Annotated in this window: 22 protein-coding genes and 1 tRNA gene; 11 read left to right on the top strand and 12 right to left on the bottom strand. The window is 59.7% G+C overall.

Annotation, left to right across the window (positions count from 1 at the left end; all coding sequences use genetic code 11):
* Positions 1-182: 182 nt before the first annotated feature.
* The 7 genes from B2344_RS05535 (at position 183) to B2344_RS05565 (ending at position 7602) form a co-directional block, all read left to right on the top strand.
* Positions 183-1271, top strand: coding sequence for a phosphotransferase family protein (locus B2344_RS05535; RefSeq protein ID WP_290484818.1), 1089 nt, complete (start codon positions 183-185; stop codon positions 1269-1271).
* On the top strand, positions 1268-2524 hold the full coding sequence (locus B2344_RS05540) for an MFS transporter (protein WP_290484819.1): 1257 nt from the start codon (positions 1268-1270) through the stop codon (positions 2522-2524). Before B2344_RS05535 ends, B2344_RS05540 begins: the two co-directional genes overlap by 4 nt.
* The gene (locus B2344_RS05545; protein WP_290484820.1) at positions 2517-3302 is read left to right on the top strand and encodes an acyl-CoA thioesterase; all 786 of its coding nucleotides are present in this window, start codon (positions 2517-2519) and stop codon (positions 3300-3302) included. The genes B2344_RS05540 and B2344_RS05545 overlap by 8 nt, the downstream gene beginning before the upstream one ends.
* A 48-nt stretch (positions 3303-3350) precedes the next feature.
* Positions 3351-4262, top strand: a complete 912-nt coding sequence (locus B2344_RS05550; protein ID WP_290484821.1) for a hypothetical protein — start codon at positions 3351-3353, stop codon at positions 4260-4262.
* Between the two features lie 10 nt (positions 4263-4272).
* Positions 4273-5310: an alcohol dehydrogenase catalytic domain-containing protein gene (locus tag B2344_RS05555; RefSeq protein WP_290484822.1), complete on the top strand. Its 1038-nt coding sequence runs from the start codon at positions 4273-4275 to the stop codon at positions 5308-5310.
* Positions 5311-5325: 15 nt separating this feature from the next.
* On the top strand, positions 5326-6618 hold the full coding sequence (locus B2344_RS05560) for a metal-dependent hydrolase family protein (protein ID WP_290482408.1): 1293 nt from the start codon (positions 5326-5328) through the stop codon (positions 6616-6618).
* 114 nt (positions 6619-6732) lie between these two features.
* Positions 6733-7602, top strand: coding sequence for an OmpA family protein (locus B2344_RS05565; RefSeq protein ID WP_290482407.1), 870 nt, complete (start codon positions 6733-6735; stop codon positions 7600-7602).
* A 63-nt stretch (positions 7603-7665) separates the two neighbouring features.
* On the opposite strand, the gene B2344_RS05570 is transcribed toward B2344_RS05565, so the two are convergent.
* The 6 genes from B2344_RS05570 to B2344_RS05595 all read right to left on the bottom strand — a co-directional run bounded on the left by B2344_RS05570 (position 7666) and on the right by B2344_RS05595 (position 13459).
* Entirely contained in the window at positions 7666-8739 is a 1074-nt protein-coding gene (locus tag B2344_RS05570; protein ID WP_290478917.1) for a DUF2855 family protein, read from the bottom strand.
* Positions 8736-9494, bottom strand: coding sequence for an enoyl-CoA hydratase/isomerase family protein (locus B2344_RS05575; RefSeq protein ID WP_290482406.1), 759 nt, complete (start codon positions 9492-9494; stop codon positions 8736-8738). Before B2344_RS05575 ends, B2344_RS05570 begins: the two co-directional genes overlap by 4 nt.
* Positions 9491-10822 carry a cytochrome P450 gene (locus B2344_RS05580; protein ID WP_290482405.1) on the bottom strand — a complete coding sequence of 444 codons (1332 nt, stop codon included), beginning with the start codon at positions 10820-10822 and terminating at the stop codon, positions 9491-9493. Before B2344_RS05580 ends, B2344_RS05575 begins: the two co-directional genes overlap by 4 nt.
* 48 nt (positions 10823-10870) lie before the next feature.
* Positions 10871-11821, bottom strand: coding sequence for a pseudouridine synthase (locus B2344_RS05585; RefSeq protein WP_290482404.1), 951 nt, complete (start codon positions 11819-11821; stop codon positions 10871-10873).
* A gap of 20 nt (positions 11822-11841) precedes the next feature.
* A complete protein-coding gene (locus B2344_RS05590; protein WP_290478913.1) occupies positions 11842-12261 on the bottom strand; it encodes a hypothetical protein in 420 nt (139 codons plus the stop codon).
* A gap of 70 nt (positions 12262-12331) precedes the next feature.
* Positions 12332-13459: a sensor domain-containing phosphodiesterase gene (locus B2344_RS05595; RefSeq protein WP_242517508.1), complete on the bottom strand. Its 1128-nt coding sequence runs from the start codon at positions 13457-13459 to the stop codon at positions 12332-12334.
* Between the two features lie 368 nt (positions 13460-13827).
* Between B2344_RS05595 and B2344_RS05600 the strand changes: the two genes are divergently transcribed.
* Positions 13828-15090, top strand: coding sequence for a SulP family inorganic anion transporter (locus B2344_RS05600; RefSeq protein WP_290484823.1), 1263 nt, complete (start codon positions 13828-13830; stop codon positions 15088-15090).
* Between the two features lie 6 nt (positions 15091-15096).
* Here the strand turns inward: B2344_RS05600 and B2344_RS05605 are convergent, their stop codons facing one another.
* The 5 genes from B2344_RS05605 to B2344_RS05625 form a co-directional block, all read right to left on the bottom strand.
* A complete protein-coding gene (locus tag B2344_RS05605; RefSeq protein WP_290484824.1) occupies positions 15097-16056 on the bottom strand; it encodes a lysophospholipid acyltransferase family protein in 960 nt (319 codons plus the stop codon).
* A complete protein-coding gene (gene lpxK, locus B2344_RS05610) occupies positions 16053-17048 on the bottom strand; it encodes a tetraacyldisaccharide 4'-kinase (protein WP_290484825.1) in 996 nt (331 codons plus the stop codon). The genes B2344_RS05605 and lpxK overlap by 4 nt, the downstream gene beginning before the upstream one ends.
* Positions 17045-18241, bottom strand: coding sequence for a 3-deoxy-D-manno-octulosonic acid transferase (locus tag B2344_RS05615; protein WP_290484826.1), 1197 nt, complete (start codon positions 18239-18241; stop codon positions 17045-17047). Before B2344_RS05615 ends, lpxK begins: the two co-directional genes overlap by 4 nt.
* Positions 18242-18303: 62 nt before the next feature.
* On the bottom strand, positions 18304-19041 hold the full coding sequence (locus B2344_RS05620) for a lysophospholipid acyltransferase family protein (protein WP_051607698.1): 738 nt from the start codon (positions 19039-19041) through the stop codon (positions 18304-18306).
* Between the two features lie 94 nt (positions 19042-19135).
* A tRNA-Val gene (locus tag B2344_RS05625) sits at positions 19136-19210 on the bottom strand.
* Between the two features lie 473 nt (positions 19211-19683).
* Here B2344_RS05625 and B2344_RS05630 point away from each other — a divergent pair.
* Positions 19684-19932 carry a hypothetical protein gene (locus tag B2344_RS05630; RefSeq protein ID WP_034813781.1) on the top strand — a complete coding sequence of 83 codons (249 nt, stop codon included), beginning with the start codon at positions 19684-19686 and terminating at the stop codon, positions 19930-19932.
* Here the strand turns inward: B2344_RS05630 and B2344_RS05635 are convergent.
* Positions 19929-20609: an HAD family hydrolase gene (locus B2344_RS05635; RefSeq protein ID WP_290484827.1), complete on the bottom strand. Its 681-nt coding sequence runs from the start codon at positions 20607-20609 to the stop codon at positions 19929-19931. The two genes, B2344_RS05630 and B2344_RS05635, sit on opposite strands and share 4 nt — an antisense overlap.
* Before the next feature lie 85 nt (positions 20610-20694).
* Here B2344_RS05635 and glmU point away from each other — a divergent pair, with 85 nt between their 5' ends.
* Both glmU and rpiA read left to right on the top strand, forming a co-directional pair.
* Positions 20695-22065, top strand: coding sequence for a bifunctional UDP-N-acetylglucosamine diphosphorylase/glucosamine-1-phosphate N-acetyltransferase GlmU (gene glmU / locus B2344_RS05640; RefSeq protein ID WP_290484828.1), 1371 nt, complete (start codon positions 20695-20697; stop codon positions 22063-22065).
* 6 nt (positions 22066-22071) lie between these two features.
* A complete protein-coding gene (gene rpiA / locus B2344_RS05645; RefSeq protein WP_034813773.1) occupies positions 22072-22773 on the top strand; it encodes a ribose-5-phosphate isomerase RpiA in 702 nt (233 codons plus the stop codon).
* Positions 22774-22797: the final 24 nt, after the last annotated feature.

A 22797-nucleotide genomic window follows, 5' to 3' on the forward strand; every position in this document is an offset into this window, starting at 1 on the left:
ATTGCCGCCAGGGTGAGCATGGCCAAACTGAGCAAAGCGAGGGCCGTGGCAAGGGTCTCCAATTTTCGCACAGTGCGAACCTTTCGTGTGAGCTGGCCAATGCGGACGTCGCGGAAGGCCTTGGCGTCGCGTAAGCCGTGAGTATGGTGTGACAGCAAAACTTGTAGAAAAGAGGGCAGAAAATGGCCGAGGGAGAAACCGCTGCAGAATTGTTCACGGGCACCAAGCCTGTGGTCGAGTCGCACAAATTCGATGAGGCGAAGCTCGCCGCGTGGATGGAGGCCAATGTCGAGGGTTATCAGGGCCCTCTGGAAGTGCGCCAGTTCAAGGGCGGACAGTCCAACCCGACCTACCAGTTGGTCACGCCCAACAAGAAATATGTCATGCGCCGCAAGCCGCCGGGCAAGCTGTTGCCGAGTGCGCACGCCGTGGACCGTGAATTCCGCGTGATTTCCGCGCTTTACCCGCTGGGATATCCCGTCGCCCGGCCTTATGGCCTGTGCACCGATGAGAGCGTCGTGGGCACGATGTTTTACGTCATGGACATGGTCGAGGGCCGCATTCTGTGGGATGGCACGCTGCCGGAATATGAGCCTGCTGAACGTCGCGCCATCTATGAGGCAAAGGTGAAGACGTTTGCCGATCTCCACAATGTCGACTGGCGCGCCGCAGGCCTGGAAGGCTTTGGCAAGGAGGGCGACTATGTGGCCCGCCAGATCCATCGCTGGACGAAACAGTACAAGGCATCCGAAACCCAGCATATCCCGGAAATGGAACAACTGATCGAATGGCTGCCCAAGAATATTCCACCGGGCGACAAGACCACGATCGTGCATGGCGACTACCGTCTCGACAATATGGTGCTGCATCCGACCGAGCCAAGAGTGATCGCGGTGCTGGATTGGGAGCTTTGCACGCTGGGCGACCCGCTCGCGGACTTCTCCTATCACCTCATGAACTGGGTGATGCCACCGGGGGATTCCTCGCGCGGATCGATCATGGCGATTGATGACCTCGAGGCCTGGGGCATTCCGAGCATGGACGAATATGTCGACATGTATTGCAAGCATACGGGCCGCGATGGCTTGCCAGAGCTCGACTATTACTTCGCCTATAATGGCTTCCGGCTTGCGGGAATCCTGCAGGGCATCATTGGGCGCGTCCGCGATGGCACGGCCAACAGTGCCAATGCCGAGTCGAACGCCGCGCGGGTGGTGCCGCTGGCGCAGTTTGCGGCCGAGTATGCGCGCCGGGCCGGGATGCCGGGGTGAGTTCCGTCCCGCCCGGCCTGCCGGGCAGCGGGTCTGATTACCGGTATCTGAGCCGACGTGACATCTGGCTGTTGACGCTGGCCTGCGCGGTGGTGACGGCCAACGCCTATTACATCCATCCGATCATCGCTCTGGTGGCGGACGATTTTGGCGCGTCGCCGTCGGAAATTGGGTTGGTGCCTGCGTTCAACCAGATTGCGCTGGCGCTCGGCATTTTCCTGTTGCTGCCGCTGGGGGACCGGTTCAGCAACAAGCGGCTGGCGACCGTGTTTGCCGCAGGCCAGTTCGCGGGCATGCTGGCCATGGCATTCGCAACCGATTTCCGGCTGTTCATTGCAGGTTCGACATTTCTCGGATTTTCAACGATCACGCCCTATTTGCTGCCGGCCTATGCGTCGAAGCGCGTGCCGCCCGAACGGCTGGGACAGACCATGGCGATGCTGACCACGGGCGTCATCTCCGGCATTCTCGTTGCGCGCGTGGGCGGCGGCTGGCTGGGTGAGCATTATGGCTGGCGGTCGGTATACTATGTTGCTGCAACATTGATGGGCGGGGTGACGCTGTTGCTGCCGCAGATCATGGATGAGCGACAGGGGCGCGGCGATGCGCAGGAAAAGCAAAGCTATGTCGGACTTGTCATGTCTGTGTTCCCGGTTGTGCGGCGACACCCGGAAGTTCTGCTGTCTGGTGCGATGCAGGGGCTCGGCTTCGGTGTCTTCCTGGCGGTGTGGCTCGGGCTCGGCCTCTACCTGACCAGTCCTGAAATGGGCTATGGTGCTGATACGGTCGGCTATCTGGCGGCGCTTGCCCTGATCAATGTGTTCACCACGCCGTTCTTTGGTGGTTGGGCCGACCGGATCGGGCCCCGACGGCTGAGAGCATTCGTGGCGCTGGTGCAGTTTTCCGGCGTCTGCCTGCTCGGCGTGTTCGGCCACAGCCTGTGGATGTTGCTGGTGCCATTGATGCTGATGAATGTGGTCGGGCCACTGATTGATGTGACCGGGCGGATGACGTTCCTGAATCAGCCGCCGGAAGTGCGCACACGCCTGATGACCGCATATATTGTGCTGATGTTCATCGGAGGCGGGCTAGGCAGCTGGGCGGGCACATCTGTTTATGAAATCTGGGGTTGGCCGGGCACGGCGATGATGGCGCTTTGCTTGTCAGCTACCTTGTTGGTGTTGGCATTGATCGCTGTGCGGCTGGATCCAAAACGGTCGAAAACACATGCTGAGGAGGATGCAGATGGCTGACAGTGAGGGCCCACGCCCGACCTTCTGGATACCAACCCAATCGACAGAGGACCCCAACCGGTTTGAATTCGTCGCGCGCCAGAGCGCCTGTGCGGGACCGCCAGACCGGCAATTCCTGATGGGCGGCGTGTCCATGGCCGCAGGCGTGCATGCATTGGAGACTGCGATCGGGCGCCCTCTGCTATGGGCAACGGCACAGTTTGCGGGCGGCGCGACGCTGAACTCGCGCATCGACATCACGGTGCGCAAGCTGGCCGAGGGAAGGACCGTTGTGCAAGCGGTTGCCGATTTGACGGAAGACGGTCGCTCGGTCTTGCACGTTTCAGCCGCCTTGGGCGGATGGGATGACAGCGAGGGGCGGCAGTTTTTGAACATGCCCCCTGTGCCGCCGCCAGCGGAATGTGCGGAAAGTCACGAGATTCCCTTCTCGCGCGACGACAATCTCGCCGGGCGGATCGAGCGCCGGTCTGCGCATCAGGATGATGCGACAGCGGAGGAAATGGTCTGGGTGCGGGTGAAGGATACCGGACCCGCGGATGCCGCGCGACTGTCGCTGATCTCAGACTTTTTCCTTGGCGCACATACCCGCACGCGAGGCGGGCGAAGCCTCGACAACACAGTGCGCATCCACGCGCTTCCGAAGACAGACTGGGTGCTGAATGTGACGCGCATGTCGGGCTTTGCTGCCGGCGTCGCTCATGGCGTGCTGTACCAGTTCGGAGAAGACGGCACCTTGCTGACAACGGCCAGCCAGACAGGCCTGTTGCCGCCGCGATAAACCTTGCCGGAACACCCCAGATAGAAGACGATGAAGGACGGAGGAAACATGACAGAGACAATCAAGGGGCCACTGCGCGCGCCCGCTCAGATGCTGCAAGAGCAATCTTATGATGGGCACAAGAGCCTTCATGATGACAGCGAAGCGGAGCGACTCGGCATCAAGGCCGGGCCGATTGAAGGGCCGACGCATTTCTCGCAATTCGTGCCATACCTTGCCGAAATCTGGGGCGACGCCTGGTTCGAGCGCGGCTGTTTCTCCAGTCATTTCCTGAACATGGTGTTCGAGGGTGAGAAGGTGCGTGTCGAAGTCGATCGCCCAGCGCCGGGGGCGACGCGGACAAAGTGCCGGGCGTTCAAGGAGGATGGTACGCCGGTACTGGAGGCCAGCGCGTCGATTGGGCCGGATCATGGTGAGACATTGCTCGAAGCGCGCATGGCAAAGCTGCGCCCGGCGGGAGACCTCGTGATCCTCGCCGATATGAAAGTTGGCATGACCGGCGCAGCCGACGAGACGGTTACGATGGGCCCTGATCAGCATATGGGAAATCTCTATCCCTTCTCACTGGCTGACAAGTTGAAGGTCATCACAGAGCCGATGGATGTATACTCTGATGGCGCTGCGGGGCCGTGGGGCAAACCGATTGTGCCCCTGGAAATGGTCAGTGTGCTGGGAAACTACTCCAACCGGAATTCCAAATTCCCGGTCAAGCAACCTGCGATTGGTCTGTTTGCCGATCTGGAAATTCGCATGGTTGATGGGCCGCTCCTGGTGGGAGAGACCTATCTGTTGCGTCGCGAGGTCGTGGCACTGTCGGAAAGCCGACGGGTCGAGAATTACTGGATCCGCACACGCTTCTTCGATGCGGCGGGCGAAAAGCAGGTCGCCGAGATGCTGCTGAATCATGGCGTGATGAAAGCGAGCTATCCGCACTATCCCGCCGACCGGCTGCCGGCCTGAGGAGGATCGCATGAAGGGATTGCTGTATCAGGGCAGGCGCGACATCGCTTATGGCGAGGCGCCCGAATTGAAACCGGAAGATACGCGTAGCGCCATCGTCAAGATGACCGCCTGCGGGATATGCGGGTCGGACCTACATATCTATCAGGGCCACGGTTTCAGCGAGGAGACTGGCTATTGCGTCGGGCACGAAGCCGTGGGCGAGATTGTCGAGACTGGCAGCGGCGTGTCGCGATTCAGGACAGGCGACCGGGTCATGATCTCGGCCGCTGTGGGCTGTGGCGCGTGCGTGCCTTGCATGTCGGGCAATATGAATGAATGCGACACGCATGGCGGGCGTTGCTATGGGCTCGGCCCCGGCCTGCAGGGCGTGCAGGCCGAATATGCGATGGTGCCGGTCGCGGATTTTGGCCTGGCGCGCATTCCGGACGGGATCAGTGATGACCAGGCCGTTCTGTTGACGGACAATTTGCCAACGGCCTGGCATGGGCTGAAGGGCGCGGACATTCATCCCGGTGCGACTGTTGCCGTGGTCGGGTGCGGTCCGATTGGCCTGATGGCCGTGGAAGGCGCATTCCTGATGGGCGCGGCGAAAGTCTATGCGGTCGATCTGGTTGCGGAGCGGCGCGCCATGGCAGAGGCGATGGGCGCGATTGCGCTCGATGCGAGCGAAGCCAAGGCCGTGATCGAGGAACAGACCAGAGGCCGGATGTGTGACAGCGTCGTGGAATGTGTCGGCGCGGACCCGGCGATCCATCTGTCGCTGAAACTCGCCAAGGCAGCGGGCACGGTTTCCTGCATCGGTGTGAACCAAACGATGGATTTCAAATTCCCGATGGCGCTGGCCTTTATCAAGAATTTGACGTTCCGGACGGGCACTTGCTCGGTGCCTGAACATTGGCCGGAATTGATTCCGTTGGTGCAGGCGGGCAAGCTTACGCCCGAGCGCACCATTACCCACCATATGCCGCTGTCGGAAGGGGCAGAGGCGTATCGTATGTTTGACGCACGCGAGAATGGTGCGATGAAAATGATCCTGACACCTTGAGGGAGGGCTGACCTGATGACTTCGATGATGAGCAAACTGGCTGCGAGCGCGGCGCTGGCGACCGTGATAACCGGCGCAGCACTGGCCGAGACAACCCTGATTCATGCCGGGCATGTGCTGGCCGAGCCGGGCGAAGGTTACCTGACCCGCCAGACGATTACGGTGGAAGATGGCGAGATCGTCTCGATTGAAGCGGGCTACAAGCGCGCGCCGCGGGGGGCGGACCTGATAGATCTCAAGGAGGCTTATGTCCTGCCCGGCCTGATCGACAGCCATGTGCACATCACCGGCGAGAATGGGCCGAATGAGCGGATCAAGGCGTTCGAGGACACGGATGTGGATGCAGCTTTCGATGGCGCGGGCTTTGCCTACAAGACATTGTTGACCGGCTTCACAACGGTTCAGGATGTCGGGGCCTCGAACGCGGCGATCTTCGGCCTGCGCGACGCAATTGCGAATGGCAACGTACCGGGGCCGCGTATTCGGGCCGCAGGCCAGGCGATCAGCGTGACCGGCGGGCATGGCGACATCAATGGTTATTCTCCGGAAGTCATGGCGATGTTCACCGGCAAGAATATCTGCAATGGCGTCGATGATTGCCGTCGGGCGGTGCGCCAGCAGATCAAGGAAGGCGCAGACGTCATCAAAATCACCGCGACCGGCGGAGTGCTGTCAAATACGCGGGCCGGACTGGAACAGCAGTTTACGGATGATGAACTGGTCGCGATTGTCGAGACGGCGCATTCGATGGGCCGGAAGGTAACCGGGCATGCGCATGGCAAGGGCGGCATCGTGTCTGCGTTGAAGGCTGGCATCGATTCCATTGAGCACGGCACCTATACCGACGATGAAACGATCGCCCTGTTCAAGGAGCATGACGCTGTTCTGGTTCCGACGGTGCTGGCCGGAGCGACGGTGACGGGTTGGGTCAATGAGCCCTGGCTGCCGGCACCGAGCCGGGAAAAGGCCGCAATTGTCGGGCCGTTGATGCTGGATATGTTGCGTCGCGCACATGAAGGCGGGGTCAAGGTGGCGTTCGGCACGGATACGGGCGTGTCCAAGCATGGCGATAATGCGCAGGAATTCGCGCTGATGGTGGAGGCGGGGTTCACGCCGGAAGAGGCCATCCGCGCAGCGACTGTGATTGCGTCAGAACATGTGGAGATGTCCGATGTCGTCGGCACGATCACGGCGGGCAAGCATGCCGACATCATTGCGGTCATGGGAGACCCCCTGAAAGACATTACTGAATTGCAGGATGTTGATTTCGTGATGAAAGGCGGAACGGTCTACAAGCAGGCGCAATGACCGGTCCGAACTTCGCCTCAGCCGCGAAGCGTTTTGACTTTCCCAATCAATCGCCAGAGACTTGGCGATTGATGAGGAAGCGGCGCAAGCCCCGCGATATTTAGAGTGAGTTGCATGAAACGAGATCTTTTCCTTGCCCGCGCGATTGCCGGGGCTGCGCTGTTCAGTGTCGCGGCGTGTGGAGGGGAATCGGCAGATGCGCCGAAAGCAGTGGCCGCCGAAAGCGGACCTCAGTGTGTTCAACTCGCTGAAGGCGACTATTTCTGGGACGGGACGGCGTTTGTTGTCTCCAGTACACCCCCGGCATCACAACCCGCCGCCACCGAGACGCGGCCAGCAAGTGTTGGCTGGGTGGGCGCGCTAGAGCGTACATTCCCGGATGCCGGGTTCCCGTGGATGGGCCTGCATGTCAGTGGGCCGGTTGCCGTTCTGACTGGCCTGGCACCGGATCCGGCCGCCAAGGAGCAGGGCTTTCTGGTCGGGCAGGCGGCCCTCGAGGACAATGCCGAAGTCGCCTCAGATGTGACCCTCGTCGTGGATGGCATCTCGGTTGAAGAAGGCGAGCGGGGCGTGGGCGAGGCGCTGGCGGCATTGTCTGATGGCGAAGCCAATGCCGGGCGGTGCCAATCTGCGTTCAATGCCACGATGGATGGCCGCACGATCATGTTCCAGAGCAATCTGGCCATCATCTCGCCGACCAGCGAACGATTGCTGGATGCGCTGACCGGGGTGGCGTTGCTGTGCGATGCGTATACCATCGAGATTGGCGGCCATACGGATTCTCGCGGCTCCAATCAATATAATGAAGTGATCTCCCAACAGAGGTCAGAAGCAGTGCGTGACTATATGGTCGAGCACGGCGTCGAGGCTGAAGCGTTGACGGCGATGGGGTACGGGGAGTCCCGTCCGCTGGACAGGGCGGAAACCTACGAGGCCTGGGCAAAGAACCGACGCATGGAATTCAAGGTCTCGGAGCGACGCTAGAGCGCTCCAGGTGTGCGACCTGCCCCCGCTGTTTGGCCGCAGCGGGGGCTTTTGTTTTTGCGATCAGGAGATTGAGAGGATCAGTCCTTCGGAGGGGCTGACCTGGGCGTCGATGGTCTGCGTCCATGCTTTCGTGATTGCGTCTGCACCTTTGGCGTGGCGCGGCGTGACGAAGTCCTTCGAGGCCGTGTAGAAACTCTTCAAGGCAGAGCCGAGCCGACGATTGATCTCAGCGCCGCCGAGCGTGGCTGCGCGTTCAGCGGCATAAGTCGGCACGAAGAAGAATTCCGGCTGAGGATCTGGCAGCGCGATGGGCGAACGGTCGCCTTCCCAATCGGTCACGCCGATGACGAGACTGCGAACAAGCCGGTCTTTCAGGGCATTATGGACATCTGCCGTCAGTGTGGGGCGTCCGAGGAAATCGACAAAGGCTGTCAGGCCGCGCGCATGCAGGCGGTCGGCGTCATCATAGGTGCGGACACGCCCGTACAGGCCGGTCTTCTCCAGAAAGTCCTTGTTGCCGGGCGAGGTCAGCGCAACCGTGTCGACACCGCCGCGAACCTTCAGGCAGTGAGCCAGCGCCATGGCGGTCTTGGACGAGGCCGAGGAGATCACAACGGTTTCCGGAACCGGGTCGCCGGTTTCCATCAGGCAGTCATCAATCATCCAACCCGTCGTGAAGAGTGGACGGAAAAGCATTTGCTGGTCTTCGAGCGCGGCATCGTAGGAAGGGTCGCCAGCAGTGTTGATGTATGTGTTGTAGATGGGCGCGAGGCCCTGGCGGTGGGCGGCGCCATCCATAAAACCATGTTTGCCGACGCTGACCGGCTCAACATCAAAATGTTCGGAGATGGGGAGATATCCGTACAGGCGGTCACCCTCATTCACATGTTCAGTCTTGGATTCAACCACGGTCGCGAACCCCCAGACGGGCACACGGCCAAAGCTTGCATCTGCGGCGGGGAAGAAGTTCCAATACTGCATCTGGTCGCCAAAAGTGGCGTAGGTAACATTGTTGGCCGTCAGGGCAAACGTATCGACCTTGAGACGGGCAGCGCCGTCGGCCAGGGCAGGCAGGTCGGCTGGGGTCCAGCGCGTGTCGCGCAAATCATCACGGCGGATCAGGAAATCACTCATGTCTTCGCTTTCTTGCTCTTGCCCGTAAAGGCCGCGATTCGGTCCTGCATGTCAGGCCCAACCCCTTCGCAATTGAGTATCTCCCATTGCAGGCCACTATCCAAGTCTCGCGCGTCGGTCGCCTCCAGCAGACGCTTGTTTGCCGCATGGGAGAATGGCGAGTTGGCGAGTATGCGATCCGCCAAGTCCTGACAGGCGCTGTCGAAGTCGGCGTCTGCCACAACTTGCTCGACGAGGCCGATGCGGAAGGCCTCATCAGCACTGATCATGTCGGCGGTGAACATCAGGCGTTTTGCCGTGGCAATCCCTACACGGCGTGGCAGGCGCTGGCTCATGCCCCAGATCGGGGTAAGCGCCCATTTGGCATGTGTGTCTCCGAAACGTGCGCTTTCCGCGGCGATGATGAAATCAGCCGCGAGGGCAACTTCCAACGCACCTGTATAGCAGTGGCCGTGGACGGCCGCGATGACCGGCTTGGGCAGGCGCTCCATCAGGCGGAGCGTTTCAGAGTGCCACCCCGGTGACGGGACTTTTTCACCTTCGGCAATGTCGCCAAGATCATGCCCGGCAGAGAAGCATTTGCCCGCCCCGCGCAGGATAACGCAATTCACACTGTCATCCGTCTCGAGGTCGAGCACATGATGGCGAAGTTCGCGGAACATGCCGACCGTGAGTGAATTGAGTTTGTCGGGCCGATTCAGGGTAAGAGTCGCAAGGCCGTCTTTGTCCTGACGAAGGACCAGCGGCTCGCTCATGTGCCGAGGTCCACCATGAGGCTTGAAATGGCGTGCACGAAATTGCTGGGCGCGAGGGTTTGTTCGCCAGTCCACTTTATGTTCGGGAAGCGTGAGAGGATGTTGCGATAGGCTGAGTCCAGCTGCATGTTGGCAACGCGCTGGCCCAGGCAGACATGCGGGCCATGGCCGAACGCCAGATGTTCCTTCGCATTGGCGCGGGTGATGTCGAAACGGTTCGGTTCGGGAAACTTGGACGGGTCTCGATTGGCCGCAGCATAGTACATGACCACTTTGTCGCCCTCGGCGATGGTCTGGCCGCCAAGGTCCGCCTCCGCTGTTGCTGTGCGGCGCATATAAGTGACGGGACTGACCATGCGGATCGATTCATGGACGAAATTGGGAAACAGATCCTCGTTCGCGATCAGCTTTTCCTTCTGGTCGGCGAATTCGGTCAGAAGGCGCATTGTGCCCGACAGCGAGTTGCGGGTCGTGTCATTGCCAGCAAAGACGATCAGGAGCCAGGAACCATCAAGGAATTCGGGGCTCAGTGGCTCGCCGTCGATCTCGACATTGGCGATCGCGGACAGAAGATCGTTCTGCGGATCGGCGCGGCGCTTGGCCAGCATATGTCGACCGTAATCGAACATGGCCTGAATCTCTGACATGAAGGCCATGATCTGTTCGGGCGTGACATTGCCGAGGCCTTCCTGCTGGGCCTGGTATTGCGAATTTTCCAGGAAGTGCATCCAGTGGACAAGTTTCGGCCGGTCCTCTGGTGGTACGCCAAGGATTTCGCACAGCGTGAATAGCGGCAATTCGGCGGAGAACAGCTCCACCATGTCGACCACAGGGCCCTGTTTCTCCATCGCGTCGAGCAGGAGGTTGACCTGTACATCAACGCGTTTGCGCAACTCCGCCACGAATCCGGGCCGGAAGAACTGCATATGTTCCATACGGAGTGTCGTATGGTAGGGACGGTCGAGATTGATCAGGCTGTTCAGGCTGGATGAGTGTAGCAGCGGATGGCGGGGCGTGTCTTCCTGACCATAGGTCATTAGGATGCCACCGCGCTGCGAGGAATAGATAACCGGGTCGAGTTCGACTTTCTTGACGAGATCATAGGAAGTCACCGCCCAGAAACCGGCGCCGACCTGTTCGGGGTGCCACATGACCGGGGCCTTCTCGCGCATTTCCGCGAAGGCTTCATGAGTGTAGCCGCCGCGGGAAGAGAAGACGGTCGGGTCCGTCAGGTCGACTGGCGGCGCGAGATCGAAGACAGGCTTGTTCTTCGGTGGCCGCGGCGCGGTATCGACCTGATAGGTCTCGGTAACGTTCTGAAGTGGCATGAGGGACCTCCGTATGGCTTTGCCGCCGGAGACCTATCAATGGCCGTCTCAGCGAGGCTTTGTGCGTTTCCTGGAAGTCAGCTTACCTGAAGGTGACCTGCTGCCAAGGCGTGACTTAGGGGCAGGCTTTTTGGAGGTGCGAGCCGGCTCGGCCGGCCGGGCAGCGTGCTCATTCGTCATCAAGTGGCCGATGGCTTGTTGTAGCAGGTCTGTCGGCACTTCCTCGACCGCGCCCGGGCGAAGATCGTCCAGCAGGAACGGGCCGTACTGCACGCGGATCAGGCGGTTCACCATGAGATTCACCGCTTCCAGTGCACGACGGACTTCGCGTTTCTTGCCTTCCGAGAGGGTCACGGTTAGCCAGCTGTTTGCGCCGGTTTCCCGGTCGAAAACGGCGGTGATCGGCTTGTAGTCGACGCCATCGACCGTGATGCCTTCGGCCAATTCGGCAATCTTGTAGTCGGTCACAGTGCCCTTGGCCCGCACACGATAGGTGCGTTCAAGCTCGTTCTTCGGCAGCTCCAGGGCGCGGGCAAGCGCGCCATCATTGGTCAGTAGCAGCAGGCCTTCGGTGTTCAGGTCTAGCCGGCCGACGGTGACCACGCGTGGCAGGGATTTGGGCAACTCGTCAAAGACCGTGCGCCGACCTTCCGGGTCAACAGTGGTGGTGATGAGGCCAGCCGGTTTGTGATATCGCCAGACGCGCGTCGCATCAGGGGCCTGAATGGTCTTGCGGCCCACGCGGATCAGTTCGCGGCCTGTGACCTTGAAGGCAGGAGAGGTCAGCTTGACGCCATCGATCGTGATCTTGCCATCCTCGATCATGCGTTCGACTTCGCGGCGCGAGGCGACGCCCGCGCGCGCGAGGTATTTGGCGATCCGTTCGCCTTCGCTCCAGTCTTTCTCTTCGGCTGGACGCTTGGATTTTGGGGCTGGGCGTTGCTTGCTCGGGCTGGAAGGTTTCCGGCGCGGGCGGCCCGTCTCTCGACGCTCCGTCATGGGATATTCTTTCTGTTGCTTTAGAGCAGGAAGTGAAGGAAGGGCGCCGCAATAGCAAGGCCCAGTATGATCTCCATCGGAATCCAGATCGGGATCAGACCGGGCTCCCGGTTCTTGGCTCGGTCGAAGACCAGGGACATCAGGCGACCGGTGCCAGCGCCAACCCACCCTGCAGCGAGCGGCAGGACAACGAGCGTCGTCAGGATGTCTTCGGAACCCGTCGACAGATTCACAACCAGAATGGCCGTCATCAGATGTGCGAACAGGAACAGGCCGCCATAAGTGGCGCGAAATTCCGAATAGCCACCGGGGCGGAGCGGGTCCGGATCCTCGACGAGGCGGACAATGCGGCTGGCCCAAGCCGGGGAAAACATGGCGGACAGGCCGAGAACGGCCCCAAACAGAAGGGTGACGACTGAAATGATTTCACCGATATTCATGAGGCGCGTGCTCCGGGGTTGTCAGCTCAATCTAGAACGATTTTGCGGAATGCACAGGGTCTGAATGCTGTCAGGATGCCTTGCTGAACAAATTGATCGTCTTGGCGATATCCTGCTCCGGGCGGCCAAGCAGATAGCCCTGGCCCCTGCGAACGCCCAACAGTTTCAGTGTATTCAGCTCTGCCTCGGTCTCGATACCTTCGGCAATGATGTGAGCCGACGTTTCTCGCGTATAAAACAGCAATGCGCCGATCAGTGCGCGACGGGCCAAGTCTGAATCCACATTCCGGGTCAGGCTCATGTCGACCTTCACATAGTCCGGATTGAGCTGGACAATGTGGCGCAGCGAGGAGTGACCGGCGCCAGCATCATCCACGGCGAGCCGCAGGCCTGCATGGCGTAATGGGCGCAGCACCTTGGTGAAGCTCTCATAGTCGTCGATGACGGCGTGCTCGGTAATTTCCAGCAGGATGCGGTCGAGCGGCAAATTCAGGAAGGTGCTCGCGAATTGATCGCTGATCACTGTGGAAGGTGAGGCATTGACGGAAATGTATTGGTCGGGCGCGATCTCGCGGATCTTTTCCACCGCCTGCCGGATTGAAGCCAGTTCCAGTTCCACGGACAAGCCGACGGCAGCCGCCTCGTCAAACCAGACATCCGGTGACCGATAAGGTTCAGCCGAGAAGCGACAGAGGGCTTCATACCCGCTGGGGTGCATCTGGCCGAGGTCAACAATTGGCTGGTAGGCAATGGCGAACGCGCTTGTATTCAGGGTCTCGAGGATACGCTCGCGCTTCTCCTCAAGGATGCGGCGTTCCTCGTAATCCTTGTCGATCTGTTGTGCGGCCAGGTTTGCGAACAAGCGCATGGTTTCCAGATCGCGATCGTTGAGACTCGTGTTCGCTTCCGGGCTGAGGCAACAGAACATGCCGTATGGTGTGCCGTCCACAAGCCGGATTGGAATGCTCATATGCGCCCCAATCGGAATTTCGCGCGTGATCGGCATGGCCAGGGCGAGGGGGTTTTTGGAGGTATCCGGAATAAGTTCGGGTAGGCGACCTTCCAGTATGTGAAGGCAATAGACATCCGTCAGGTCTCTACTGTCTCCCGGCTTGATCAGGTTTTCGAGGCCCGGTGCGTCTACATATCTAAACACGGACTCACCATCTACGAATTCCGAAATATAGGCGATCGGCATTCCTAGGTGTTGGCGAATGGCTGTCAATGCAGAGTTGATTGCCTGCCGGGATGTTTCCTCACGTCCGTCTGGAATCGTTGAAGGAAGTGAGAATCCGGTCATTCGTTCAAGCCCCTGAGACTCGCAATGGTTTACTGGCAAAGAAAACCAGTTTCAGCGGCAACCGTATCCCAGTGTCCCTTAAACTCCGTTCCACACTTCATTGAAGCCCAACACTCTTTCTTCGGACTTTCGTAAGAATTTTCGAAGGCGATTTGCCAGATCGAAAATCTATCCATCGCGACAAATTCGGCCCTTTTCGATGCGCGTGGTGCGGGTGTAGGCGTACTTGTATGGGTAACGGGGTGGCATGGCATGGCCGGGCACGAATGAAGCCGAAGATTCTGACAACGATCCAGACCTATTCGGGACCGCTCTTTGTGGCGGACCTGTTTGCAGGTGTGACAGTGGCGCTCGTCGCCATCCCGCTTAGCCTGGCGATTGCCATTGCGTCAGGAGCCGACCCGGCGGCGGGTCTTGTCACGGCAATCATCGCGGGGTTCCTGATTTCATTCCTGGGCGGCAGCCGGGTTCAGATCGGCGGGCCGACTGGCGCATTCATCGTGGTCGTGTTCGGCGTGATCGTCGCGCACGGCTATGACGGACTCGTTCTGGCGACGTTCATGGCAGGGATCATTCTGATTGTCGCCGGACTGATGAGGGCAGGCAACCTGATCAGTTTCGTTCCGGAAGCGGTCGTGAACGGTTTCACCATCGGTATCGCCATTATCATTGCGGCGAGTCAGCTGAATGATTTGTTCGGCCTGACAACTTCCGGCCTGCCGGCGGAATTCTTCAGCAAACTGGAAGTGCTCTGGGCGGCGCGCGGGACGGTAAATTGGGCATCCGTGGGAATCGGGGCTGCGACAATGGTTTTGATTGTCGGGTTGAGGCGGGTTGCACCGAAATTCCCGGGCCTGATCGTGGCCGTGGGGCTGACATCAGCGGTCGTGTATTTGTTTCACCTGCCAGTCGATACAATTGGCAGCCGGTTCGGGGCATTGCCGAGCCAGTTGCCGATGCCGAAACTGCCCGGGCTCAGTCTGGACCGTGTGACGGAACTCCTGCCTTCAGCTTTTGTGATTGCCTTCCTGGCGGGTGTGGAATCCCTTTTGTCCGCTATGGTGGCGGACCGCATGACGGGCGGGCAGTACCGACGCAATGCCGAAGTGATGGCACAGGGGGCAGCGAACATGGGATCTGCATTGTTCGGTGGCCTGCCTGCGACGGGCGCGATTGCGCGCACCGCGACCAATGTGCGGGCGGGCGGAAAGACGCCTGTCGCTGGTATCGTTCACGCGTTCACAATCCTGATGGCCGTTTTGTTTGCGGCGCCCCTGGCGGGTTATCTGGCGATGCCCGCACTGGCGGGACTGTTGATGTTGACGGCATGGAACATGAGTGAGCCGCACAAATGGCGAGCTTATATGTCGGACGAGAAAGCGAATGTCGCACTGTTGCTGATCACGCTTGTGCTGACCGTGGTGGCTGATCTGACAATCGCGATCGGCGTAGGTGTTTCTCTGGGACTCGCGATCCGTCTGCGGCGTCGGCATGTGGGGCCTGCTGATTGGAGCGAACCGGAGCGCTAGCTCGGATCAGGTGATGCCGGCGGCCTTCCAGGCCTCCTTGGGCCAGCGGCGATGCTGCCAGAACCATTGGCCCGGATTTGCGCGGACCTGTTCTTCAATGAAATCCGTAATACGCTGGACGCTGCGCTGGATGTCTGCGGTCTCGTCCCCGGTCGTTTCCGGCATGAAGGGTTCATGGAAGGTGATCCGGAACCGGGCTGGGCCTGTGCGCACGGTCGAGACGGGCACGATCGGCACACCGTATTTCATGGCAAGCCGTGTCGGCCCCGGCGCGGTCATGGCGTCATGCCCAAAGAAAGGGACGGCGATGCCCTCATTGAATTTCTGGTCGTTCATCAGCGCGATGGTCTGGCCCTTGGCCAGAGCACGCATCAATTCGCGGGTGCCGACGCCTTTGGGTGCGTTGATCTGGGTGCCATAGGCCGCGCGGAGATCCGAAATGCGTCGATCAATATGGGGGTTGTTCAAGGCGCGATAGGTCATCACCGCGTCCGGCAGGCGCTGGGTGATTGTGGCAGGCATGATTTCCCAATTGGCGAAGTGGCCGGAAATGAAGACCGCACCCTTGTCGCTGGCCTTCAGGCGATCCAGCACGTCAAGACCGACAATGTCTACTCTTCCAGACGTGTACGGATCGATGGATGGCAGGTGCGGCAGCTCGCCTGCGACGCGGCCGGCACTCTCCCATGCATCGAGTGCGGTCTGCTCGATCTGTACATCTGTCCAATCCGGAAAAGCGAGCCGGAGATTGCGCTTCACTGTCTTGTGCTGGGAAAGGCGCGGGCCGATCTTCTTCATCAGCCAGCCACCAAAATTGGAGGCACGATCTGGGCCGAACAGCTTCATCGGCCCCCAATAGAGTAGATCCCAGCCAATGGTTTCCAGCCGCCACTGAACGCGCTGCCAAAACGTCGCACGATTGTCGATATCTTTTGGGCGAATATATTTCGGGGCGGTCTGGGTCATGAATTATCTGGATAGAGGAGCGGGTTGAGCAGCGCGTCAAGTTGGCGGATGTCATCAAACTCTGCGGTGACCGGGAATTGCAGGATGCCGCCACGATCATCAGGATGGATGCGGACATAGTCCTTGCTGGTCGTGATCAGGCGCGCGCCGCGGGATTTTGCGAGCTTGTGGAGGAAGCCGAGTTCCTTCGGGGAATAGTCGTGATGATCCGGATAGCCGACCGCTTCGCTGATATCGCCGCCATGATCTTTCAGGCTCTCAAAGAATTTCTGCGGACGTCCGATGCCCGCGAATGCCACCAGCGGGCCAGACGGCGCTGGCCCCGACGGGACAATTCTGGCGCGCAGCACGGGCAGGCCGCTCTGCTGCACGCGTTGAGGGACATCGCCATCCCCCATCAGGATCACCGCATCGGCGCGGGCGAGTCCATCCTCAACAGGTTCCCTTAATGGGCCTTTGGGCAGGACGTAGCCATTGCCGAAAGGAGCAGCCGCATCAATCACGACGAACGACAGGTCCTTCACGATGCCGGGATTCTGATGGCCGTCATCCATGATGGCGACCTTGGTGCCATAAAAGGCCATCAGTTGGACCCCGGCGAACCTGTCCTTGCCGATCCAGCTTTCGCCGGTCTGGGACAGCAGAAGAGGCTCATCGCCGCACATGTCTGCGGTATGCCAGGTTGGATAGATCTTCTGTGGACTGATTTCGGAGCCACCATAGCCGCGTGACAGGCTGGACGCGTGAATGCCTTTCAGCTCGATATGATGGCGGATAGCCTGCACGATGGGCGTCTTGCCGACGCCGCCGGTCGTCAGGTTGCCGACGCAAATGACGGGGATTGATGTGCGCGCCGGGGTGGCCTTGGCCAGCTTGCGGCGGATGCCCCATGTATAAAGAGCGGCAAGAGGGCTGAGCAGAGCGCGAGTCAGGGGCGCAGCTTCCCGAGATTTCGGATCGAGCCCGGCCGACCAGAAGTACGGCGCCTTCATTGTAGCAGGCCTGGTTCGGGAAGAAGCGGCAACAGGGCTTCCAAAGTCACCGTCATGGGCGCATCAGCCTGTTCATTCAGGGCGGCGAGCGCTTCGGCAGCTGGCGGTTCCATTGTCAGCAGTGCCTTGCCTATGGCCTTGGGCGTCTTCAGGCGCCGGATTAGACCGCGCTTTTCCAGATCATCCATCATTGTGGCGAAGTTGAACACATCGGGACCCGTCACGACAGGGCGACCGAGGCGAACAGGTTCCAGCGGATTGTGTCCGCCGACGCCTTCCGTGTGCCCGCCGCCAAGAAAGACGGCATCTGCCAGGCGATACCAGAGGCCCATTTCTCCCATAGTATCAGCGAGCAGGATTCGGGTACGGGGTGTGGGCGTCTCGCCGCGGGACCGACGCGCCAGCGGCAGGCCGCGCGTCTTGAGCAGGCTTTCGATGGCGTCGCCGCGGTCCGGATGTCGAGGGGCAATGATCAGCGCGGTGTCGTCATTGCCTTTGAGGGCATCGAGGAAAATCGCTTCCTCGCCGTCATGCGTCGATGCGGCCAGGATACAACGCCGGTCGCCAAGGAAGTTCTCGCGCAGGCGGCGGATCTCCACGTCACTGGCCGAAGGCGGCGGGAGGGCAGACTTCATGTTGCCGGTGGACTGGACTGGCTGATCGAGCAGGGTTTCCAAACGTCGGGCCGTGTCGGTGTCGGCGGCAAGGACGACATCAAACCGACCGACCAGGCGTTGGAAGGCTCGGCTGAGCTTCTGCCAGCCTTCGGCAGACGAATCCGTCATGCGTCCGTTCACTAGTGCGCGTTTCGCGCCGGACTTTTCCGCTTCGAGGATCAGGTTGGGCCAGAATTCGCCTTCGCCAAAAATGCAAAGATCAGGTTGCCAGTGCTGGATGAAGCGGCGCGCAATCGCCGGTGTATCGAGTGGTGCCATGAGATGGATGGCACGGTCGGGCAGGGCGGGGCCGAGCAGGCGCGCCGATGTCTGGGTCTGGCTGGTGAAGAGGAGCAGCAGGTCCGGGCGCTTTTCGAGCAGTCGCTGGCCCAGTTCGAGCAGGAGTTGGCTCTCACCGACACTGGCACCGTGTAGCCAGACGAGCGTGCCGCCCGGCATGCGGCGGGGCATGTTGCGCGCGAGCCGCTCATTGATGCGGCCATAGTCTTCCTTGCCGGCGCGGGCACGACGTTTCATTAAGCCGCCCAGAAAAGGCGAGGCGGCCTGCGTCAGGGTCCGGTAAAGATGGATCGCGGCTGTCATGTCTTGTCTGAATCCGATTGCGTCTCAGCAGGATAGCCCGCCAGCATGTCGGCTCTCCGGGTCGCCTCATCAAGCCGTTTCTGCAATTCGGCCTGAATCTGCTGAGGATCGCTGTCGCGTGATACGAGGATTGGTTCGCCATATACAATGGCACCTCGTGCGAACGGATAGGGAATAATCAGGCGGTCCCAGGTCGACAGGCGCGAGGCCGGTTTTACCGAGAGCGCGTAGGGCAGTATTGGCACGCCCGCGCGCTGGGCAATCATGACCGCACCGGGGCTGACGATTTCCGCCGGACCGCGGGGGCCATCGGGCGTGATACAGACCACAGTACCCGATTTGAGCAAACGGACTGCTTCGGCAATCGCGCGGATGCCACCCTTGTCCTTCTTTGCCTTTTTCTTGTTCCCGGCTGAGCCCCGAATGGGGTGAAGCCCAAGATGGGCGATCGCGCGGGTGACGGCCTCCCCATCGGGGGACAATGAAACCAACATCGCGCCGTTCTGTATCTGTCCGGGCCAATGCTTCATGTTGCGGATCCAGCCACTGGGCAGGAGGAGGATACGAGAATGCCAGCCCGTAAGGACGACGCCGTTATAGTTGGTCCACAAGCTGCGCGCTGACTCTTCCCCTTCGACCTTCCACCGGACGGAACGCGCAATGAGGGACATCCAGCCCCAAATCAGAACGCCGAGTATGGAGGTCATAACCTTGGATCGGAACAGGGATTTCATCGCACCGCCTTATACTGCGCTTCGGCGCGCTCACCATGAATTAGATGCGCGGGATAAGTGAATGACAGGTTGAAGCAGGGCGCAACGGGGCGAATGGTGGGCGATAGTGGGTTCGAACCACTGACCCCTGCCGTGTGAAGGCAGTGCTCTACCACTGAGCTAATCACCCAATTCAGCGAAGCAGATGGCGTAATCTGCGCCTGAGTCGAGGTCAAGTCCGGATGTCTGCTGGCGCTGAGTCGCGTAAAATGACTGATTATAGCTATGCAGAAACACATTCCTCGCATGCATTACAATCGTTTGCGCATGCACCCTTGGGGGGACGACTTCTCGCGCTAAGGGTAGAAATACCTCGCTGTACCATGATCTGGTTACAAGGATTTGGTAGTTCTTTAGATTTTTTCTGATTGCGAGCAGATTTTTGTTTGCGATAACATGAATATGAACAGGCGTTCATTATGAACGGATGTTCATCGGAGAACCTTACACTAGTTTCATTCGAAATTAGCCTTGAGAAAACCACAAAAAATGGTCATGTTCCGGTCACACAAGACAGCCCGACGAACGGACTGCATAAACATATAAGAAGGACAGGCGGGGGCCTAAGGCCCTAATAACAGTACAGCCTGGAGAGAGAGAAAAATGAAAGACTGGTGTGACGAAGACGGCGCAAAGCGCCTTCGTGAGAAAATTAGTGCCTATTGGGCAGAGCGTGGCTATGAAGTTGATGTCGACCTGATCGATGCTGGCTTTGTTCCTGCCATGCGGTCTGCACGCACTGATGTACGCAGCAACATGGTGAACGGCATGCCGCGTCGCCGTATTGCAAATGAAACGGGCTCTGCCCGTCCTAGCTACCGTCCACGCGAACAGCGTGAACTTTCGGCTTAGCTGACAAATCCATCCACAACTGAGACCAACCTGGAATAGTGCTCCAGCACGATGGCAGGTTCAAGCTGTTGTGGTGATTCCTCTTCGTACCCGAATGGGACGAAAATGAAGGGCAGTCCGGCATTCCGGGCTGCCCTTTCATCTGTGCGGGAGTCTCCGATCATCAAAGCGCGTTCGGGCGAACCGCCGGCGGCCTCGATCGTGCGCAGGATATGGTCTCCATCCGGTTTCCGGTTGGGTACGCTGTCTGCTCCCACAATCGCGGCGAAGTAACGGGTAAGGTCCAGTTCCGCCAGCAACTGGTCGGTAAGGGCCTGTTTCTTGTTCGTGCAGACAGCCAGCGTTGCGCCACCGGCGGACAGGGTGGTCATCGCTTCAACTACGCCATCAAAGGCATGCGAGTGGTCTGCGATGTTTGCGGCGTAATAGTCCAGAAACTGCTCAAGAAAGACATCCAGGTCCGAATCGGACGGCGTGATGCCGTGCGCCAGCAGGCCTTTTACGATCATCGCGCGGGCACCGTGACCGATCATCGTGGCGATTGTGTCCAAAGTGACCGGCGTGAGATCGGCATTGGTCAGCACATGGTTCAGCGCTTCCAGCAGATCGGGCGCCGTGTTCACAAGCGTACCATCCAGGTCGAAGACAATTGTCCATCCGTCGAAGGGTTTTGACATATGCGCCGCAATTCCTTTTCGGTCTCGCCTTGAATCGGCCTTTGGTCTAGGCGAAAGGACTAGGGAAAGCGAGAGGGCAGAACCTGTGGAAAAACCGGCCAGAGAACGTGCAGCGGTCATTCTTGCGGCTGGCAAGGGCACGCGGATGAAGTCCGATCTGCCCAAGGTGATGCACAAGGTGGCTGGCAGGCCGATGATCGACTGGTCAATAGCGCTTGCCAGAGACGTCGGATGCGACCGGATCGTTGTTGTTGCACACCCATCGCAAACGATTCTGATCGATCATGTTGGCGCGTTGCTGGGAGCCGACTCTCTTGCCTATCAGGATCCGCCTATGGGAACTGGTCATGCTGTGCGGTGCGCCGAGGAAGCGCTTGCGGGTTTCGAAGGCGACCTTGTTGTCCTGTATGGCGACAGCCCGCTCGTGCCGGCCTCTGCGATCGGGAGCCTGTTCGACAGTCTGAGCGACGGCGCGGCGATTGGGGTGCTGGGCTTTGATGCGGCCGAGCCCGGTCTGTATGGCCGCCTCATCACCTCCGGTCATGGAGACCTCGAAGCAATCGTCGAAGCGCGTGAGGCGACCCCCGAGCAACTGGATGTAACGCTCTGCAATTCCGGCGTCATGGCGGGCGATGCGGTCACCATGTTCAGCCTTTTGCAGAAGGTGACGAACGACAATGCCAAGGGCGAATACTATCTGACTGATCTTGTCGCATTGGCGCGGGCCGAGGACATGACCTGCAAGGCCGTGCGCTGCGATGAGGACGATCTGATCGGGTGTGATTCCAAGGCTGACCTTGCCGAGGCGGAATCCATTTTCCAAAATCGCCGCCGCATGCAAGCCATGGCGGATGGGGTATCTCTGATTGCGCCGAAAACGGTCTGGTTTTCCCACGATACTTTGCTTGAGGCCGATGTGACCGTGGAGCCGAATGTTGTGTTCGGACCCGGTGTCACCGTGCGGTCTGGTGCGGTGATCCGGGCCTTCAGCCATCTGGAAGGTGCGCAGGTTGGGCCGGGTTGCTCCGTCGGTCCCTATGCCCGGCTTCGCCCCGGTACGGTTCTGGAGAAGGACGCCTTCATCGGAAACTTCGTTGAGGTGAAGAGTACAACGATGGGAGAAGGGGCCAAGGCGAGTCATCTTTCCTATCTGGGTGATGGCCAGGTTGGTGCGGATGTGAATATCGGCGCGGGCACGATCTTCTGCAATTATGATGGCTTCCTGAAGTATCAGGTCCGCATTGAAGATGGCGCGTTTATCGGTTCCAACAGTGCGCTCGTGGCACCGGTCAGGATTGGGCGCGGAGCGGTCGTTGGCTCTGGCAGTGTCGTTACGGACGACGTTTCTGCCGATGCCCTGGCATTGGGGCGCGCCCGTCAGACGGAAATCAAGGATTGGGCGATTGAATTCCGGAGCCGGAAGGCATCGGAAAAGGCAGACAAGCAAAAGGGCTGAAGGCTGATGGCGAACGAGCACGAGAAAGAGAATGCCGCGATGGCGGCGATGGAATATGTCGAGGACGGCATGACCATCGGCCTCGGCACCGGTTCGACGGCGAAGTATTTTGTCGAGATGTTGGCTGAGGAAGTGGCTGACGGACTTGTGGTCCGGTGTATCGAGACAAGCGAACAGACACGCCGTCTTGCCAGCAGCCTTGGTGTTCCGCTGATCCCCTTCGAACAGGTCGAGCGCATTCATTTGACTGTAGACGGCGCGGATGAGGTCGATCCGCAGGGGCAATTGATCAAGGGCGGCGGCGCCGCTTTGCTGCGCGAGAAGATTATCGCCAATGCCAGCGATCACATGGTGGTGATCGCGGACCCGTCAAAACAGGTCGAACGGCTCGGGAAGTTTCCTCTGCCGGTGGAAGTTACGCCGTTCGGATACACAATCACTGCGAAGCTTGTTTACGACGTGTTGGCGGCTTCCGGTATTGACCGCCCACGCGTGCAGCTGCGGTCGCTGACCAATGGTGAACTCGTGGTCACTGATGGCGGCAACCATATCCTGGACTGTCATTGCGAGCGCATCCCAGACGCTGAGGCGTTGGCGGCGCGATTGTCCAATGTGCCGGGCGTTGTGGAGCATGGCCTGTTCATTGGTCTCGCGCGGACTGTCATCATCGGCAATGAGAATGGCGCTACGGTGTTTGAATTCTCCTGATCCCGCCTCATATGGGTGGTCGAA

Source organism: Hyphomonas sp. UBA3195 (assembly GCF_002366485.1).
Lineage (GTDB): Bacteria > Pseudomonadota > Alphaproteobacteria > Caulobacterales > Hyphomonadaceae > Hyphomonas.

Excerpts from the sequence above, each read along its gene's own strand:
- B2344_RS05535 (WP_290484818.1), top strand. The coding sequence starts at position 183 with ATGGCCGAGGGAGAAACCGCTGCAGAATTGTTCACGGGCACCAAGCCT.
- B2344_RS05545 (WP_290484820.1), top strand. The coding sequence starts at position 2,517 with ATGGCTGACAGTGAGGGCCCACGCCCGACCTTCTGGATACCAACCCAA.
- B2344_RS05550 (WP_290484821.1), top strand. The coding sequence starts at position 3,351 with ATGACAGAGACAATCAAGGGGCCACTGCGCGCGCCCGCTCAGATGCTG.
- B2344_RS05555 (WP_290484822.1), top strand. The coding sequence starts at position 4,273 with ATGAAGGGATTGCTGTATCAGGGCAGGCGCGACATCGCTTATGGCGAG.
- B2344_RS05560 (WP_290482408.1), top strand. The coding sequence starts at position 5,326 with ATGACTTCGATGATGAGCAAACTGGCTGCGAGCGCGGCGCTGGCGACC.
- B2344_RS05565 (WP_290482407.1), top strand. The coding sequence starts at position 6,733 with ATGAAACGAGATCTTTTCCTTGCCCGCGCGATTGCCGGGGCTGCGCTG.
- B2344_RS05570 (WP_290478917.1), bottom strand. The coding sequence starts at position 8,739 with ATGAGTGATTTCCTGATCCGCCGTGATGATTTGCGCGACACGCGCTGG.
- B2344_RS05575 (WP_290482406.1), bottom strand. The coding sequence starts at position 9,494 with ATGAGCGAGCCGCTGGTCCTTCGTCAGGACAAAGACGGCCTTGCGACT.
- B2344_RS05580 (WP_290482405.1), bottom strand. The coding sequence starts at position 10,822 with ATGCCACTTCAGAACGTTACCGAGACCTATCAGGTCGATACCGCGCCG.
- B2344_RS05585 (WP_290482404.1), bottom strand. The coding sequence starts at position 11,821 with ATGACGGAGCGTCGAGAGACGGGCCGCCCGCGCCGGAAACCTTCCAGC.
- B2344_RS05590 (WP_290478913.1), bottom strand. The coding sequence starts at position 12,261 with ATGAATATCGGTGAAATCATTTCAGTCGTCACCCTTCTGTTTGGGGCC.
- B2344_RS05595 (WP_242517508.1), bottom strand. The coding sequence starts at position 13,459 with ATGCCGATCGCCTATATTTCGGAATTCGTAGATGGTGAGTCCGTGTTT.
- B2344_RS05600 (WP_290484823.1), top strand. The coding sequence starts at position 13,828 with ATGAAGCCGAAGATTCTGACAACGATCCAGACCTATTCGGGACCGCTC.
- B2344_RS05605 (WP_290484824.1), bottom strand. The coding sequence starts at position 16,056 with ATGACCCAGACCGCCCCGAAATATATTCGCCCAAAAGATATCGACAAT.
- lpxK (WP_290484825.1), bottom strand. The coding sequence starts at position 17,048 with ATGAAGGCGCCGTACTTCTGGTCGGCCGGGCTCGATCCGAAATCTCGG.
- B2344_RS05615 (WP_290484826.1), bottom strand. The coding sequence starts at position 18,241 with ATGAAACGTCGTGCCCGCGCCGGCAAGGAAGACTATGGCCGCATCAAT.
- B2344_RS05620 (WP_051607698.1), bottom strand. The coding sequence starts at position 19,041 with ATGAAATCCCTGTTCCGATCCAAGGTTATGACCTCCATACTCGGCGTT.
- B2344_RS05630 (WP_034813781.1), top strand. The coding sequence starts at position 19,684 with ATGAAAGACTGGTGTGACGAAGACGGCGCAAAGCGCCTTCGTGAGAAA.
- B2344_RS05635 (WP_290484827.1), bottom strand. The coding sequence starts at position 20,609 with ATGTCAAAACCCTTCGACGGATGGACAATTGTCTTCGACCTGGATGGT.
- rpiA (WP_034813773.1), top strand. The coding sequence starts at position 22,072 with ATGGCGAACGAGCACGAGAAAGAGAATGCCGCGATGGCGGCGATGGAA.